The organism is Mycobacteroides sp. H001, from assembly GCF_001440005.1.
In the GTDB taxonomy this organism is placed as follows: Bacteria; Actinomycetota; Actinomycetes; order Mycobacteriales; family Mycobacteriaceae; genus Mycobacterium; species Mycobacterium gwanakae.
Window position 1 is genome coordinate 33,755 of the sequence record NZ_LJYH01000034.1, and the last position, 17,327, is coordinate 51,081.

Genomic DNA, 17,327 nt, shown 5'->3' on the forward strand with positions numbered 1-17,327 from the left:
CCGCTCCGGCATCTCTCGTCGGTGGCCCAACATACCCTCGGTTTGACCGCACAACGCGCGGTCGGCCAAGACCCGGAAACCCCATGCGCCACATGGCATACCGGGAATAACTAGAACTTACTGTCCTAGTTACCACGAAGTTTGGGAACAACAGTGCGCACGATACTTGTTCGGCTAGAGTCGCGTTCGCACCCGCCGATGTCCAGAGTCACATTCTCGGTCCGACGATGTCGAGGGCCACTCTCCCCACCCGCCGACGCAAGGAGGCCACAGCATGGAATCCGCTGACCATCCGATCAATCCCGCCCCACGTTTTGCAATCATCGGATATGCAGCGCGTTTTCCCGGTGCCGCCAACGCGGACGAGTTCTGGGACGTGCTGCGTGAAGGCCGTGATGCGATATCGGAGGTACCCGCTGACCGGTGGGATGCCGATGAATTCTTTGACTCCGAACCCGGAGCTCCCGGCAAGGTCGTAACCCGTCGTGCCGGCTTCGTCGATGACGTGACGGGGTTTGACGCGCCGTTCTTCGGTATGTCGACGCGCGAGGTCAGGCTGATGGACCCGCAGCACCGACTGTTGCTGGAGATGGCATGGCGGGCAGTGGAGCATTCCGGAATCGCCCCAACGGATTTGGCCGAGACCAACGCCGGCGTGTTCGTCGGTTTGGCCACCCATGACTACCTGGGAATGGCGTCCGATGAGCTGACTTTCCCGGAGATCGAGGCCTACATGGCCATCGGCACCTCCAATGCCGCGGCCGCCGGCCGCATCAGCTACCGGCTGGGGTTGCAGGGACCGTCGGTTGCCGTCGATACGGCGTGCAGCTCGTCATTGGTAGCAATTCATCAAGCGTGCCAAGCACTTCAACTCGGAGAGTGCGATCTCGCGCTGGCCGGCGGTGCGAATGTCCTGCTGACCCCGGCCACAATGATCACGTTCTCGCATGCGCACATGCTGGCGCCCGACGGCAAGTGCAAGACATTCGACGCGGCCGCGGACGGCTACGTGCGTGGTGAGGGATCCGGCGTCATCGTCATCAAGCGCCTTGAGGATGCGATCCGCGACGGTGATCGCATCCGGGCCGTGATCCGGGGCAGCGCGATTAACCAGGACGGCGCATCGGGCGGGTTGACGGTGCCCAATGGCGTTGCTCAGCAGCGTGTTATCGCCGATGCGCTCAAGCGTGCCGGTGTCGCGCCGAGTGACGTCGGGTATCTGGAGGCGCACGGCACCGGAACATCGCTGGGCGATCCGATTGAGGCCCAGGCCGCTGGCGCGGCCTACGGCATCGGCCGTGCGGCGAACGATCCGTTATTGATCGGCTCAGCGAAGACGAACATCGGACATCTGGAGGCGGCCGCGGGTATCGCGGGCGTCATCAAGGTCGTGCTGTCACTCGAGAACGAATTGTTGCCGCAGCACCGCAACTTTCAGAATCCGTCGCCGCACATCCCCTGGGACCGGCTCCCGGTGGAGGTCGTCAAGGAGGCCACCGCGTGGGAGCGCAACGGGCGCCCACGTATTGCGGGAGTTAGCTCGTTCGGGTTCGCCGGAACCAATGCTCACGTCATTCTCGAAGAGGCTCCGGTAGCGGCCGAGATCGAAACGGTCGAAGAGCCGGAGTCGACGGGGGACCGGTTCAGCATTCTGCCGCTGTCGGCGCGCACACCCGCCGCGTTGGTGCAGATCGCCGATCAATACCGCAGCTGGCTGAACGGGCACCCCGAGGCCACGTTGGCGGACCTGTGCTTCACCGCCGGAGTGGGGCGCGCACATTTGGAGCACCGCGCCGCGCTGGTGGTCAACTCCCGTGAAGCCGCCGTGGAGCTGCTCGGCGCCGTCGCCGATGACCGCCCTGCCCCGGGCCTGGGGCGTGGAGAATCCCATGACACGCCCAAGACGGCGTGGCTGTTCACCGGCCAGGGCAGCCAGTACCCGGGCATGGCCCGTGAGCTGTTCGACACCGAGCCGGTGTTCGCCGAGACGCTGAAGCGTTGCGCGGCGGCGGTGGCCGATGTTCTCGAAAAGCCGTTATTGGATGTCATTTTCGATGTAGACGGTCCAGATGCCGAGGCGACGCTGCGGCAGACCGCCTATGCACAGCCCGCGCTGTTCGCAGTGGAGATGGGCTTGGCCCGGCTCTGGCAATCGTGGGGCTTCGAGCCGGATGTGGTGTTGGGTCACAGCGTTGGCCAGTACGCGGCAGCCTGCGTCGCGGGCGTGTTCAGCCTCGAGGACGGCGCTGCGCTGATGGCCGAGCGCGGCCGCTTGTTCGGCAGCTTGCCCGCCGGCGGGCGGATGGCAGCGATATTCGCCGCCGCCGAGCGGGTGGAGAGCCTGACTGACGATTTCCCCAGTCTGTCGGTTGCCGCTTATAACGGTGCCAACACCGTATTGTCAGGTCCCGCACAGGATCTGGAAAAGGCGGTGGCGGGGCTGGTCGCCGAGGGCATTCGGTGTGACTTCCTGGAGACCAGTCACGCGTTCCACTCGGCCTTGCTCGACCCGATCCTCGACGAGTTCGAGGCGTATGCCGGCAAGTTCAATTACAAGACACCACAACGGATCCTGATCGACAACCGCACGGGCACCGCGCTGGGCAGAAGTGTGAAACTGGACGGTGCGTACTGGCGCAGGCACGCACGCCAACCGGTGGAGTTCGCCAAGAGCGTGCGCACCCTCGCCGACATGAATTGCAAGGTGCTGTTCGAGATCGGCCCACAACCGGTACTCACCGCCGCCGCGCTCCGCGCCTGGCCCGACCCGGCCACCGCGCCGCGGGCGATCGCCTCCTTGCGTCGAAACACCGCGGACCACAGGCAGATCACCGAAGCCGCTGCCGACGCGTATGTCCTGGGGCACCTGCCCGATTTCGGTGCGTTCCGGCACGGCCACGCGCGAAAGCTCGACCTGCCTACCTATCCGTTCGAGCATCGCCAGTACTGGTTCAGTGATAAGCGAAACGCCGACAATCGCGAGGCCACGAACCAGCAACAGCCGGCTTCCGGGCCGCGCACCGAGGCCGTCCGTCTGCTCGAGGACGGAAAGATCGAGGAACTCGCGAACCTGCTTGGCGGTACAAGCGACGACCAGCAGACTCTGGCGGTCCTCACAAAGCTTGCGGCACAACATAACCAGCAACGCACCACGCAGACGATCGCGGATGCTCGCTACCAGTTCCGGTGGGACAAGTCGCCCACGCCGCTCGCGGGTGCGGATACCAGCACGGCTACCACCTGGCTTCTCGTGGGTGATGTAACCGGCGCGGCCGCGCCTCTGGTTGATGCGCTCACTGCACGTGGACAGCAGTACCGGGTTCTCGGGTTGCCGACGTCCGACGCCGAAGAGGCGCAGCTCGTCGAGGTGCTGCGCGCTGCGGCAGAAGATGATTCGGCATTGCGCATCGTGCATGTCGCGGCCCTCGATGGGGGTGTCTCCTCGGCGCGGTCGTTGCTGCGGATACAACACCAGATACTGGGCGGAACGCGGCGGCTCTTCCGCGCCGCTGCGGCTGCTGAACTGCGGGCACCAATCTGGGTGATAACCCTTGGCGCCCAGCGAATCACCGATACCGATACCGTGGCGCCAGAACAGAGTGCCCTGTGGGGATTCGGCCGTGCGGCAGCCCTCGAGCTTCCACAAGTGTGGGGTGGACTTGCTGATCTGGCCGATGCCAGTGCTGCCGAATGGTCACAGTTCATCAGCCGAGCTTCCGCATCGACCGATGCCGCAGCCAGGGAGGACCAGATCGCATTGCGCGATCAGTCGGTCTACGTTCCCCGGCTCGTGAGGCGGGAGTATCTGCCCAGCGGTACTCCGCTGGAAATCCGCGACAACGGAACCTACTTGGTCACCGGCGGGTTGGGTTCGATCGGGCTGGAGATCGCCGGGTACCTGGCCGCGTGCGGCGCCAAGAATCTGGTGCTGACCAGTCGGCGCGAACCGAACGAGGCGGCACAGCAGCGCATCGATGCACTGGGCGCGCAGCACGGCTGCGAGGTCCGGGTGGTCACCGCCGATGTCGCGGACGCACATGACGTGGCACGCCTGCTGGCAGGCGTGCAGGCCGAGTTGCCGCCGCTGGCGGGCATCGTCCATGCCGCAGGCGAGATCGGCACCACCCCGCTCAGTGATCTCGACGACACCGAGGTAGACCGTGTCTTCGCCGGTAAGGTCTGGGGCGCCTGGCATCTGAGCGAAGCAGCGGCCGATCTGAAGCTCGACTTCTTCATCAGCACCTCCTCCATCGCCTCGGTGTGGGGTGGCTTTGGTCAGACCGCGTACAGCGCGGCCAATGCCTTCCTCGATGGACTTGCCTGGCGTCTGCGTGAACAGGGTGTCGCGGGGACCAGCGTTAATTTCGGTCCGTGGACGGCAGGCATGGCCGACGCGGAATCCCGGGCGCGACTGGAACAACGTGGGATCAAGACGTTGTCACCGTCTGATGCGCTGGCCGGCCTGGCGGATGTGGTGGCGGCTTCCCAATCGAACGGTGGGGCGCAGGGCGTCGTCGCCCGCATCGACTGGGCCCGTTTCCTACCGCTCTACCAGCAGGCCGGGAGGCGAGCATTCCTGGCGGAGCTAGAGCGTGAGGTGCCTTCGCATCTGGCCACATCTCAGGGTGTCGCGCAGTCGGGCACGACGCAGCTGGTCGAACGGCTTGCGGGAGCTCCGGTGCAGCAGCGCAAGAAGCTTCTGACGGACTACCTGCGCGATGCGGTGGCCGAGGTGACGCGCGTGGACGTCTCGGAGATCCGTGAGGACGCGGGGTTCTTCGATCTCGGCATGGATTCCCTGATGGCCGTCGAACTGCGCCAACGCATGGAGCAGGGTGTGGGCAAGGAGATTCCGGTTACCCTGGTGATGGATCATCCGCGCATTTCCGATGTTGCCGACTATCTGCTCGGCGAGGTGCTGGGCCTCAGCGAACAAGCCAAGCCGGCGCCACAACAGGTATCGGCTGTCACGGATCGCACCGACGAGCCGATCGCGATCGTCTCGGTGTCATGCCGATTCCCCGGCGCGCCGGATCCGGAGGCCTTCTGGGAGGTGCTTTCCGGAGGCGTCGACGCGATTCGCGAGGTGCCCGAGGACCGCTTTGACATCGACGAGTTCTATGACCCGGATCCGGAGACCGCAGGCAAGACGTACACACGCTTCGGCGGATTCCTGGACGGTATCGATGGATTCGATCCCGAGTTCTTCGGCATTTCCCCGCGTGAGGCCGTCTGGATCGAGCCGCAGCAGCGACTGATGCTCGAAACGGTGTGGGAGGGATTGGAACGCGCCGGATACTCGCCGGCCGCGTTGCGCGGCAGCCGAACCGGCATCTTCGCTGGCGTAGGTGCCAACGAGTACGCGCACCTGCTGTCGTCGGAATCGATCGACAAGATTGAGCCCTACTTCATCACCGGTAACGCGCTCAACGCGATATCGGGACGTGTTGCGTTCGCGCTGGGATTCGAGGGACCCGCGGTGGCAGTGGACACCGCGTGCAGCTCGGCGTTGGTGGCGGTCCACCAGGCCGTGCAGGCCCTGCACTCCGGTGATTGCGATCTGGCAGTGGCCGGTGGTGTGAACGTTCTGTTGAGCCCGGTGACAGTCATTGCCGCCTCACGCGCCAGGATGCTTTCACCGGTTGGTCGCTGCAAGACGTTCGATGCGTCCGCCGACGGATATGTGCGCAGTGAAGGCTGCGGGATTCTTGTGCTCAAGAGATTGAGCGATGCGGAGCGCGACGGTGACCGGGTCCTGGCCGTGATTCCGGGTAGCGCGGTGAACCAGGACGGCGCATCCAGTGGACTGACCGTTCCCAACGGAGGGGCGCAGCAACGACTCATCGGAACGGTGCTTGCGCGTGCCGGTCTGGCGGGCGGGGACGTCGATTACCTTGAGGCGCATGGAACGGGCACCCCGCTGGGTGATCCGATCGAGGTGCAGGCGGCGGCTGCGGCCTACGGTGGCTCGCGCGAGGCAGACCGGCCGCTGCTGATGGGCTCGGTCAAATCCAACATCGGTCACACCGAATCGGCTTCCGGTGCAGCAGGTCTCATCAAGGTGGTGCTCTCGCTCCAAAACGGGGTGCTGCCGCAGAGTCTGCACTTCGAAAAGCCGTCCCCGCACATCCCATGGGAGTCGCTGCCAGTTCGGGTGGTGGACAAGGCCATTCCATGGGAGCCCAACGGTCGGCCACGGCGCGCCGGGGTGAGCTCGTTCGGATTCACCGGCACCAATGCCCACGTGCTCATCGAGGAGGCACCGCGACGGGCAGTGGTGACGGATGAAGGTGGCCCCGACGACACCGCCGCTACACCAGAAGTTCAGGGCGACAAGGTGAACGTCCTGCCGTTGTCCGCCAGGTCGCCGGAGGCGCTGGCCGCGGTGGCGCAGCGTTATGAGTCCTGGTTGAGCGCCCATCCAGAGGTCGACATCGAGGATGTCTGCCTCACCGCGGGGAGTGGGCGGTCGCACTTCGAACATCGTGCCGCTCTCGTCGTGGACTCGGTGGAGTCCGCGCGCGAGGGGCTGGCCGAGTTGGTTCAGAACCGGCTGCGCCCCGGTGTGGTTCGTGGCGAGCACACGAACCACCCGACAACGGCCTGGCTGTTCACCGGACAGGGCAGTCAGTATCCCGGTATGGCGCGTGAGTTGTTCGACGCAGAGCCGGTTTTCGCCGAGACCGTCACACGCTGCGCGGAAGCCGTCAAGGACATCGTCGAGCGGCCCTTGCTGGAGGTGATGTTCGCCACCGATCGCGAAACCGGCGGAGAAGCCGGGAAGGTACTGCGGCACACGTCATTCGCGCAGCCGGCCATCTTCGCCGTAGAGATGGGTCTGGCCCGGCTGTGGCAGTCGTGGGGCATTGAGCCCGACGTGGTGCTGGGCCACAGTGTCGGCCAGTACGCGGCCGCATGCGTCGCCGGAGTGTTCAGTCTGGAGGACGGTGCGCGACTGATCGCCGAGCGCGGCAGGCTCTTCGGCAGTCTGCCCGCGGGCGGGCGCATGGTGGCCGTCTTCAGCGACGCCAAGCATGTCGAACAGATCGCGAGTGATTTTCCGCGTGTGTCGGTGGGCGCCTACAACGGACCGAACACCGTGCTGTCGGGTCCGGGTGAGGATGTGGAACAGGCGGTCGCGCGCTTCGAGGAGGAGGGAATCCGGTGCACCTGGCTGGAGACCAGCCATGCGTTCCATTCCGAGCTGCTGGACCCCGTGCTCGACGAATTCGAGTCGTACGCAGCGCAAGTACAGTTCGCGACTCCCACGTTGCCGCTGGTGTGCAACCGCACGGGTGCGGTGCTGACGGCACAGACCCCGATCGACGCCCAGTACTGGCGGCGGCATTCCCGTCAGCCGGTGCAGTTCGCCGAGAGTGTGCGCACCGTGGCCGCGCTGGGTTGCTCGGTGCTGATGGAGATCGGCCCGCAGCCGGTGCTGACCGGCGCCGCGGTGCAGGTCTGGCCGGAGCACTTGGCCGCTCCGCGGGCGATTGTCTCGCTGCGCAAGGGTGTTGGCGACCGACGCCAGATCGCCGAGGCACTGGCCGCGGCGTACGTCGGCGGTCATCGGCCCAATTTCGCCGCGCTGCGGCGCCACCCGCGTAACACGCTGGAATTGCCGACCTATCCCTTCCAGCGCCGCCGCTTCTGGCCGAAGTCGTCCGGCGCCGCCATCGAAGGCGGGGGCGGCTTGTCCGCGGGCATCCTGGGTCGAGGCGAAGACCTGGCCTCCGGCGATTCTGTCTACATCAGCCGGTTGTCGGTCAGGTCGCAGCCCTGGCTGTCCGACCACGTTATCTACGGCACCGTCGTCGTACCCGGCGCAACGTATGCCGCGATGGCCCTGGCGGCCGTCGGCACTCCGGCACGGGCCAAGGATGTGTTCTTCTACGAGCCGATTATTTTGCCGGAGAAGAGTTCTCGTGAGGTACAGCTGACGCTGCATCCGCTGGAGGATGGCAGTGGGTCGAAGTTCCAGGTGCACAGCCGTCCCTACGGCGAACGCGATGTGGACTGGTCACTGAACGCCGAAGGCACCGTCGTACCGGGTATCGATGACAGCGCCGACGATGCGGCCGGCCAGTCCTCGGAGGCCGAGCCGGTTGACGCGGCCATAGAGCGGATGGAGCGCATGCGTCCGAACGAGCTGTTCGAAACCTTCGCTGATCTGGAACTGTCCTGGGGCCCAACCTGGTCCGGCTCTCTGAAGTCACTCTGGCTTGGTCAGGGTGAGGCCATCGGCGACGTCCTCGTCGGTGAGGAACTTGCAGAACAGCTCGGTACCGAGCCGATGCACCCGGTGCTGATGGATCTGTGCACCGGTGTGGCCTTCCCGGCGTTCCCGGCCCTGCTCGCGGCTGAGCAGGGCATCAACGATCTGTTCCTGCCCTTGCGGTACGGCCAGGTGACGTTGAAGGAAAAGATGCCGCGGCGCTTCTACTGCCGGGCCCGGTGGCATGAGAGCGCGCTGGACAGCGAGACCCAGGTCTTCGATCTCGACTATCTCGATCGCGATGGCCGTCACCTCGGTGGGATTCGCGAGTTCACGGTGAAACGTGCGCCGCGCGAGGCATTGCTGCGCGGGCTGGGCGGCGATGCCACCCGCCTGCTGTACACCCTTGGCTGGCACGAGGTTCCGGTGCCAGCCGCGGAGGATGGCACCGCGACGGCAAGCGGTACCTGGCTGATCGCCGGGTTCGACGAGCTGGCCGCCAGGGTGCCGGGCTGCATCCCGTTCGATCGGACGAGTAATCCGGAACTTCTCGGACAGGTGCTGGCAGAGGCCAAGGAGCGCGGCGTGCCGTTCTCCGGTGTCGTCTGGCGTGCCGCCGCACCGGGTGCGCAGGAGTCGAGCACCGATGAGATCGCGCGTCTGGAGACCGAGATCGCCAACCTGCTCAGTGCTGTGCATACGGTGCAGAACGGCGCACAAAATGGCGTGAAACTTCCCGATGGTCTCTGGATCGTCACCGAGCGCGCCGTGGCCACCGAGTCGGGCGAGCCGGTTGATCCGGTGCAGGCTTCCCTGTGGGGATTCGGGCGCACCACCATCAACGAGGAACCGGCGCTGCGTGCCAAGCTCGTTGATGGTGACGGCTCACCCGAGGCTGTACAGGCGCTGGCGAATCTATTGGTTACGCCGGTCGAGGAGCCGGAAATCGCTGTGCGGCAGGGCAAGCTGCTCGCCTCGCGGTTGTTGCCGTGGTCACGCAGCGGCAATCTCACGGTGCCGCGCGGGAGCGACTACGCCCTGTTGCCCACCGAACGGGGTGCCATCGACAACCTGCGGATCACCGAGAAGGAGGTCGAGGCGCCGGACGAGGGCTACGTGCAGGTGCGGGTGGAGGCCGCCGGTCTCAACTTCCGTGACGTGCTCAACGTGCTAGGTCTGTACCCGGGTGACCCGGGTCCGATCGGCGGTGACTTCGCCGGTGTCGTCACGCAATTGGGTGAGGGTGTTACCGAGGTCGCGGTGGGTCAGCGGGTCTATGGCTCCATGCAGGGTGCCTTCGCCAGCCGGTTCAACGCACCGGCTCAGTTCCTGGCGCCGATTCCGGACGGGATCAGTGCGGTCGAGGCCGCCACGATTCCCGCTGCGGCGCTAACGGTTCGGCTCGCCTTCGACTGGGCGCAGCTGAAGCCCGGCGATCGCGTGCTCATCCACGCGGCCAGTGGTGGTGTGGGATTGGCTGCGATACAGATGGCGCAACAGTGCGGTGCCGAGGTTTATGCGACAGCGAGCACCTTCAAGCGGGCGACCGTGCGCAAGCTCGGCGTGAAGTATGTGTATGACTCGCGTACAACCGATTTCGCCGACCAGATCCTCGCCGACACCGATGGGCATGGCGTTGACGTGGTGCTCAACAGCCTCACCAGCGAAGGGTTTGTCGAGGCGACCGTGCGGGCCACCGCCAAGAACGGCCGTTTCGCCGAGATCGCCAAGCGTGATATCTGGACTTCGGAGCAGATGGCCGAGGCACGCCCAGATATCGCCTACGAGATCGTCGCGCTGGACACGGTGATGTTCCAAGAGCCCGAACGTATTAGGGGCTTGCTGACGGAGGTTTCGGACGGTTTGGCCAAGGGGGAGTGGACACCACTGCCCGCCGAGATCTACCCGCTGACGGAGGCCAGGACGGCGTTCCGCCGCATGCAGCAGGCCCGCCATATCGGCAAGATCGTGTGCCAGATGCCGAATCCACTCGCACCACAGCAGGATCGGACCTATCTGATCACTGGTGGATTGGGTGCGATCGGCCTGCACACCGCGTCGTATCTGGCTCAGCTCGGTGCCGGTGACATCGTGCTGACCAGTCGCCGTGCTCCAGATGTGGACGCGCAACGGTTGATCGAGGAGATCAGTGAGCGCTCCAAGGCCCGCATCCACGTCTTCACCGCCGATGTCGGCGAGGAGTCCGAGGTTGTGAAGCTGCTGGAGCGGATTCGGGCGGAGCTGCCCCCGCTCGGCGGCATCGCGCATCTGGCAGGCGTGCTCGATGACGCCCTGCTGGGTCAGCAGAGCGTGGAGCGGTTCCGGACCACCTTGGCGCCCAAGGCGTTCGGTGCCGATTACCTTGACAGGCTGACGAAGGACGAGGATCTGGACTTCTTCATCGTGTCCTCCTCGGTGTCGAGTTTGTTCGGTTCGCCTGGTCAGTCCAACTACGCGACGGCCAATGCGTGGCTCGACGGTCTGATCGCGCGGCGCAGGTCGCAGGGCCTGCCCGCCACCGGCGTCAACTTTGGCCCCTGGGGGCAAGGAGGTATGGCCTCCTCGGAGGCGGCGACCGCGAACATCAGTGCGCAGGGCCTGATTCCGCTGGATCCCTCGGCGGCACTCGCGGCTCTGGCCGAGGTCATTGCCAACGGCACGGGCCAGGCCACCGTCATCAAGGCCAACTGGCAGCGTGCGGCGAAGGTGCTGGGCAGTTCGCGTCCGCCGATCCTGGACCTCGTGTTGCCGAGTGCCGTGGGCGAGGTGACCGGTGACAGCGAGTTGCTCAAGCAACTGATGGAGATACCGGTGCCGCAGCGGGCGGGTTTCGTGACAGAGTTCCTGCAGCGCGAGGTGCAGAACTTCCTGCGCCTGGCGCAGCCGCCGGCCGCGACGAGCCGGTTCTTGGACCTCGGTACGGATTCGCTGATGGCGATCGAGCTGCGTAACCGGCTGCACAGCCAGTTCGGCGGCAAGTTCACCATCAACGCGACGGCGGTGTTCGACTACCCGACCATCGGTGGGCTCGGTGAGTACCTGGTGGCGCAATTGCCGGATGCGGAATCCGAATCGCAGGAAGCACAACCCGCGGCGGAGCCAGCGCAGTCCGAGTCAGAGCCGGACACGGTGCTCACGCCATCTGACGAAGTATCCGAGCCGGCGCGGTGAACCCGTAGCCGTCCAGGTAAGTTAGCCAGCCTGGACGGCTGCGGTATCTGTTGGCCGGTGACTAGTGGAGCGGGTGCGGTCTGAGTCGATTTTTTGCGGACATCACTCCTCTGCGCAACGCCGATTTCCGGCGTCTGTGGCTGGCCGGGGTCGTCACGGTCATCGGCGCTGGGCTCACGCTGTTCGCGGTCCCGGTTCAGATCTATGCGCTCACCCACAGTTCGGCGTACGTGGGACTGACGGGCGTTTTCGGTTTGGTGCCGTTGGTGGTGTTCGGCCTGTGGGGCGGCGCGCTGGCGGACCGGATGGACCGGCGGACCCTGCTGATCATTACGGCCATCGGGCTGGGTGTTTCTTCGGTGCTGTTGTGGCTGCAGGCCGCGTTATCCGTCGACAACGTGTGGGTGGTGCTGTGCCTGCTCTCGGTACAGCAGGCCTTCTTCGCGGTGAATTCACCGACGCGCGCCGCGGCGATTCCGCGGATGCTTCCGCTCGATCAGCTGCCGGCCGCGAACGCGCTGAACATGACGGTCCAACAGTTCGGGTTCATCGCGGGTCCGCTGCTGGCCGGGGTGCTGCTGAAGTGGGTGGATCTGTCCACCTTGTATCTGATTGACGCCATCGCGTGCTTGGCGCCGATCTGGGCGACAGTCCGGCTGCACAGGATGCCGCCGAGTAGTGCGTCAAAAGATCTGCAAGCCAACACTTCTGGCCTTCGTGACGTCCTCGAGGGCTTCCGCTATCTGGCCGGGCACAAGATCGTCCTGATGTCTTTCGTGGTGGACCTCATCGCCATGATCTTCGGGATGCCGCGCATCCTGTTCCCGCAGATTGCCCACGAGGGGTTCGGTGATCCAGCCGACGGCGGCACCGTGATCGCGCTGCTGTCGGCGGCGATATCGGTGGGTGCGGTGATCGGCGGGGTGTTCTCCGGCTGGTTCCATCGGATCGATCGCCAGGGTCTGGCGGTGGTGGTCAGCATCGTGGTGTGGGGGCTGGCGATGGTGGGTTTCGGGCTCACCGCGCACGCGCCGCTGCTGTGGCTGTCGCTGGTGTTCCTGGTGATCGGCGGTATCGCCGACATGGTGTCGGCGGCTTTCCGGACAACGATCCTGCAATCGGTGGCGACGGACGATGTGCGCGGCCGCTTGCAGGGTGTGTTCACGGTGGTGGTGGCCGGAGGGCCGCGGGTTGCCGACTTCACGCATGGTGCGGCCGCCGCGGTCGTGGGTACGACGGCGGCCGCCGCCGGTGGTGGTGCGCTTGTGGTGGTGGGGGTGGTCGTTGCCGCGCTCCTCGTTCCGGTGTTCGTGCGGTTCCGGACGTCGGAGGAGATCACAGCGGAGGATGCGAGCGAGGCTGACCAGGACAAGGTGCAGCCCCAGTAGGTTTCACCCCATGGACGCTCTGACGCCAGTGGACTTGCGGCGACTTCCGCGGGACAAGCAGCTTGCTCTGGGCCGCGGGCTGCGTGACCAGATGCCGCGGCGACGCCTCGCGGAACTTCCCGATCAACCGCACCGGGATCCGATCGCGGTGCTCGCCGCGCAGAACACGTCCAGGATCCCGTCGCTGGTTCCGGTGCGCCGCGAGCGCATGTCGGAATCGCCGTTCGCGTTCTATCGTGGGGCGGCCGCGGTCATGGCCTCCGATCTTGCCGGCACGGCAACCACCGGGGTACCGATTCAGATCTGCGGTGACGCACACCTTTCCAACTTCGGGCTCTTCGCCTCGCGTGAGCGTGCGCTGCTGTTCGACGTCAACGATTTCGACGAGACCGCGATCGGTCCGTGGGAATGGGATGTCAAACGACTGGTCACGAGTGTGGCGATTCTCGGCCAGGAATTCGGGATGTCGGACGACGCGGTGCGCGCCAGCGCCACCAAGACCGCCGCCGCCTACCGCACCCGGATGCGCGAATTGGCGCAGCTGTCTGCCCTGGAACGGTTCTATCTCAAGACGACCGCGCTCGAGGTGCTGGATCTGGTCTCGCGACTGTCCAAGAGCGCGTCCAAGCTGGCAACCGAAACGGTCTCGAAGGCCTCCCGCAACACCTCGCATCGTGCGTTGAAGAAGCTGACGGCGACCACCGTCGACGGTCGCTACCGAATCGTGGAGCAGCAGGACATTGCGGTCCGGGTCCCGGAGGTGGGTTTCTCCGAAGCCGCCGCGATGGTGGAGGAGTACTTCGGTTCGGTGCCCGAGGACGTCGTAGCACTGCTGGCATGCCATCAGTTCGAGGATGCGGTGGTGCGGGTGGTCGGTGTCGGAAGTGTGGGCACCCGTTGCTATCTCGCCCTGCTCACCGACGCCGATGGGTCGCCGCTGTTCCTGCAGATGAAGGAGGCTTCGGCCTCGGTGATCGAGCCGTATTTTCCGCAGGAGTTGCGGCTGGATCACGGGCGCCGGGTGGTGGCCGGCCAGCGGATCATGCAGGCCAGCGGTGATCCCTTCCTCGGTTACGTGTCCTCGACGCGTCGCGGCAGCTTCTACGTGCGGCAGTTCCGCGATATGAAGGGATCGGTCGAGATCGCCAGTCTCACGGATCCCAACGACCTGGCGCTGTACGGGTCGCTGTGTGCGATGGCGCTGGCGCGTGCCCACGCTCAATCGGGTGTGCCCGGGGTGATCGCGGGCTACCTCGGCGCGGGGGCCGATCCGAATACCGCTGATGCGGCCTTCGCTGACTTCGCCGACGCCTACGTGCGCGTCAATCGTGCGGATCACCAGCGGCTGCTCGATGCTTCTGGGGAGCAGTGGCTGCCGAGCTCCTGATGTCCTAATTTGTGGGATACCCGACCTGGACGCCATTGCCCAGGTGGCGAACACTAAGAGGCGTGACGCGTTCGGTGGTGATCCTGGGTTTTCCGGGAGTTCAGGCCCTCGACCTGGTGGGGCCATATGAGGTCTTCTCGACCGCATCCCAGTACTTGACCGGTACCCCCGGCTACGACGTGTCGCTGGTGTCCAGCAATGGCAGTCCGATCGCCACCGGTTCGGGTATGGAGTTGGTCACCCGTCCGCTGCCTGATCCCGGTGCGGGATGCGACACCTTGGTCTTGCCTGGCGGCGTCGGTGTGCCCGCGGTTCAGCGGGATCCGGCCGTCATGGAATGGATCCGTGCTTCGGCACGCTGCGCGCGACGGGTGGTCAGCGTCTGCAACGGTGCGTTCCTGGCCGCCGAGGCCGGCCTGCTCGACGGTTGCCGGGCCACCACCCACTGGGCTATCGCCGAGACCTTGGCTAGTGAATTCCCAAGCATCACAGTAGATCCTGACCCAATCTTCATACGCAGCTCGGACAAGACGTGGACGGCGGCCGGGGTGACGGCGGGTATCGATCTGGCGCTGGCCCTCGTCGAAGACGATCACGGCGCGGAGGTGGCGCAGACGGTGGCGCGCTGGCTTGTTCTGTATCTGCGCCGTCCGGGTGGGCAGTCGCAATTCGCGGCCCCGGTGTGGATGCCGCGGGCCAAGCGCATGCCGATCCGCGATGTGCAAGAGGCCATCGAGGCGCAGCCTGGCGGATCACACCGAGTGCCCGAGCTGGCTCGTCTGGCCGCGATGAGCCCACGGCATTTCACCCGGGTCTTCACCGCGGAAGTCGGCGAGGCGCCGTCGGCCTATGTGGAACGCATCCGTTCCGAGGCCGCGCGCCGTCAGCTCGAAGAGACCGACGACACCATGGTGGTGATCGCGGATCGCTGCGGGTTCGGATCTGCGGAATCCTTGCGCCGCAATTTTGTTCGCCGCATGGGCGTATCGCCCGATCAGTACCGCAAGACCTTCTATCGCACCGAAAGGGCTTCGTTATGACTCAAATCGCCATCGTGTTGTACCCGGATTTCACCGCACTGGACTTCATCGGTCCCTACGAGGTGTTGCGCTTCATGCCCGACACCGAAGTCCGCTTCGTCTGGCACCAGCCCGGACCCATCACCGCTGATTCGGGCGTGCTGGTCATCGGTGCCACGCACTCGTTCGAGGAGACCCCCGCACCCGATGTCGTGCTGGTGCCCGGTGGGCCCGGAACGACCATGGCGGCCCGCGATGAAGAGCTACTGGAGTGGTTGCGCCGAGTGCACCCGACGACCACGTGGACCACCTCGGTGTGCAGTGGTTCGCTGGTATTAGCGGCAGCCGGTCTCCTCGAGGGCCAGCGGGCCACCTCGCACTGGTCCACGCTCCCGCTGCTGAAGCCGTTCGGGGTGACCCCGGTCGGTGATGAGCGCATCGTGCATGCGGATGACGGCGGTGTGGTCACCGCGGCGGGGGTGTCCGCGGGTATCGACCTGGGGCTGTGGCTCGCGGGCCACATCGCCGGGGAGGAGCGGGCCAAGGCGATTCAGCTGAGTATCGAATACGACCCGCAGCCGCCCTTCGACTCCGGGCACATGTCCAAGGCCAGTGCCGCGACCAAGGCCACGGCGACCGCCGGGCTTGCCAGGGACACGTTCAAGCCGGCGATCATCACCGCGGGCGCGATGTTGTTGTGGGACGGTGCACTCGCGACGGTGCGCCGGAAAGGGAGCCGCCGCCGGTCGCTCGGCACCCGGGTGGACCCCCGACCTCGACCCTGACCAGGCGCCGTGTGGAGGGAGCGACTACCTTCTCTATGAACGTTCTCATGGAGCCGCTGAACCTCAGAAGGGATGCCTGTGGCCGACAACAACGATTTCGCTACTCTCCAGTACCCCGGAGGCGAAACGAAGCTGGATATCGTCCGCGCGACCGAAGGCTCGGATGGCTTCGCGCTGGGGAAACTGCTGGCTGATACCGGCTACACCACGTTCGATGCGGGGTTCGTCAACACCGCGTCGACCAAGAGCGCAATCACCTATATCGACGGCGACGCCGGCATCCTGCGCTACCGCGGGTACCCGATTGAGCAGCTGGCCGACAAGTCCACCTTTATCGAGGTGAGCTACCTGCTGATCTACGGCGAGCTGCCCACGCCGCAGCAGCTGGAGGACTTCACCACCAAGGTTCAGCGCCACACTCTGCTGCACGAGGACCTCAAGCGGTTCTTCGACGGCTTCCCGCGCAACGCGCACCCGATGCCGGTGCTTTCCAGCGCCGCGAACGCGCTCAGTGCCTACTACCAAGACTCGCTGGACCCGCATGACGACGCGCAGGTCGAGCTGTCCACGATCCGGTTGCTCGCGAAGCTGCCGACCATCGCGGCCTACGCGTACAAGAAGTCGGTCGGTCAGCCGTTCCTGTACCCGGACAACACGCTTACCCTCGTCGAGAACTTCCTGCGGATGACCTTCGGTCTACCGGCCGAGCCCTATGAGGTGGATCCGGAGATCGTCCGGGCGCTCGACATGCTGCTGATCCTGCACGCCGATCACGAGCAGAACTGCTCGACCTCGACGGTGCGGCTGGTCGGTTCGTCCGACGCGAACCTGTTCACCTCTGTCTCCGGTGGCATCAACGCGCTGTGGGGCCCGCTGCACGGCGGCGCCAACCAGGCGGTGCTGGAGATGCTGGAGCGCATTCGCTCCGAGGGCGGCGATACCCATGACTTCGTGCGACGGGTCAAGAACCGCGAGGACGGCGTCAAGCTCATGGGCTTCGGGCACCGTGTCTACAAGAACTACGACCCGCGTGCGCGCATCTGTAAGGAGCAGGCCGACAAGATCCTCGGCAAGCTCGGCGGGGACGATCAGCTCCTGGAGATCGCCAAGGCCCTCGAGGAAGCCGCACTCACCGACGATTACTTCATCGAGCGCAAGCTGTACCCGAACGTCGACTTCTACACCGGTCTGATCTATCGGGCCATCGGCTTCCCGACTCGCATGTTCACCGTGCTGTTCGCGTTGGGCCGGCTCCCCGGCTGGATTGCGCACTGGCGTGAGATGCACTCGGAGCCGGGCAAGATCGGTCGCCCGCGTCAGATCTACACCGGTTACGGAGAGCGTCAGTACCCGTAGCTTCCC

Annotated in this window: 6 protein-coding genes; all 6 read left to right on the plus strand. The window is 65.4% G+C overall.

Features of this window, described 5'->3' with window-relative positions:
- The first annotated feature begins 274 nt into the window (after window positions 1–274).
- A complete protein-coding gene (locus tag AOT83_RS16700; RefSeq protein ID WP_057966584.1) occupies window positions 275–11,386 on the plus strand; it encodes a type I polyketide synthase in 11,112 nt (3,703 codons plus the stop codon).
- A gap of 110 nt (window positions 11,387–11,496) precedes the next feature.
- On the plus strand, window positions 11,497–12,774 hold the full coding sequence (locus tag AOT83_RS16705) for an MFS transporter (RefSeq protein ID WP_078313674.1): 1,278 nt from the start codon (window positions 11,497–11,499) through the stop codon (window positions 12,772–12,774).
- A 10-nt stretch (window positions 12,775–12,784) separates the two neighbouring features.
- A complete protein-coding gene (locus AOT83_RS16710; protein WP_057966582.1) occupies window positions 12,785–14,161 on the plus strand; it encodes a DUF2252 domain-containing protein in 1,377 nt (458 codons plus the stop codon).
- Between the two features lie 62 nt (window positions 14,162–14,223).
- Window positions 14,224–15,201, plus strand: coding sequence for a GlxA family transcriptional regulator (locus AOT83_RS16715; RefSeq protein WP_057966581.1), 978 nt, complete (start codon window positions 14,224–14,226; stop codon window positions 15,199–15,201).
- Window positions 15,198–15,965 (plus strand): DJ-1/PfpI family protein, encoded by a 768-nt coding sequence (locus AOT83_RS16720; RefSeq protein WP_057966580.1) that lies wholly within the window; start codon window positions 15,198–15,200, stop codon window positions 15,963–15,965. Before AOT83_RS16715 ends, AOT83_RS16720 begins: the two co-directional genes overlap by 4 nt.
- Before the next feature lie 72 nt (window positions 15,966–16,037).
- Entirely contained in the window at window positions 16,038–17,321 is a 1,284-nt protein-coding gene (locus AOT83_RS16725; RefSeq protein WP_162269697.1) for a citrate synthase, read from the plus strand.
- Window positions 17,322–17,327 lie beyond the last annotated feature (6 nt).

Excerpts from the sequence above, each read along its gene's own strand:
- AOT83_RS16700 (WP_057966584.1), top strand. The coding sequence starts at position 275 with ATGGAATCCGCTGACCATCCGATCAATCCCGCCCCACGTTTTGCAATC.
- AOT83_RS16710 (WP_057966582.1), top strand. The coding sequence starts at position 12,785 with ATGGACGCTCTGACGCCAGTGGACTTGCGGCGACTTCCGCGGGACAAG.
- AOT83_RS16720 (WP_057966580.1), top strand. The coding sequence starts at position 15,198 with ATGACTCAAATCGCCATCGTGTTGTACCCGGATTTCACCGCACTGGAC.
- AOT83_RS16725 (WP_162269697.1), top strand. The coding sequence starts at position 16,038 with ATGCCTGTGGCCGACAACAACGATTTCGCTACTCTCCAGTACCCCGGA.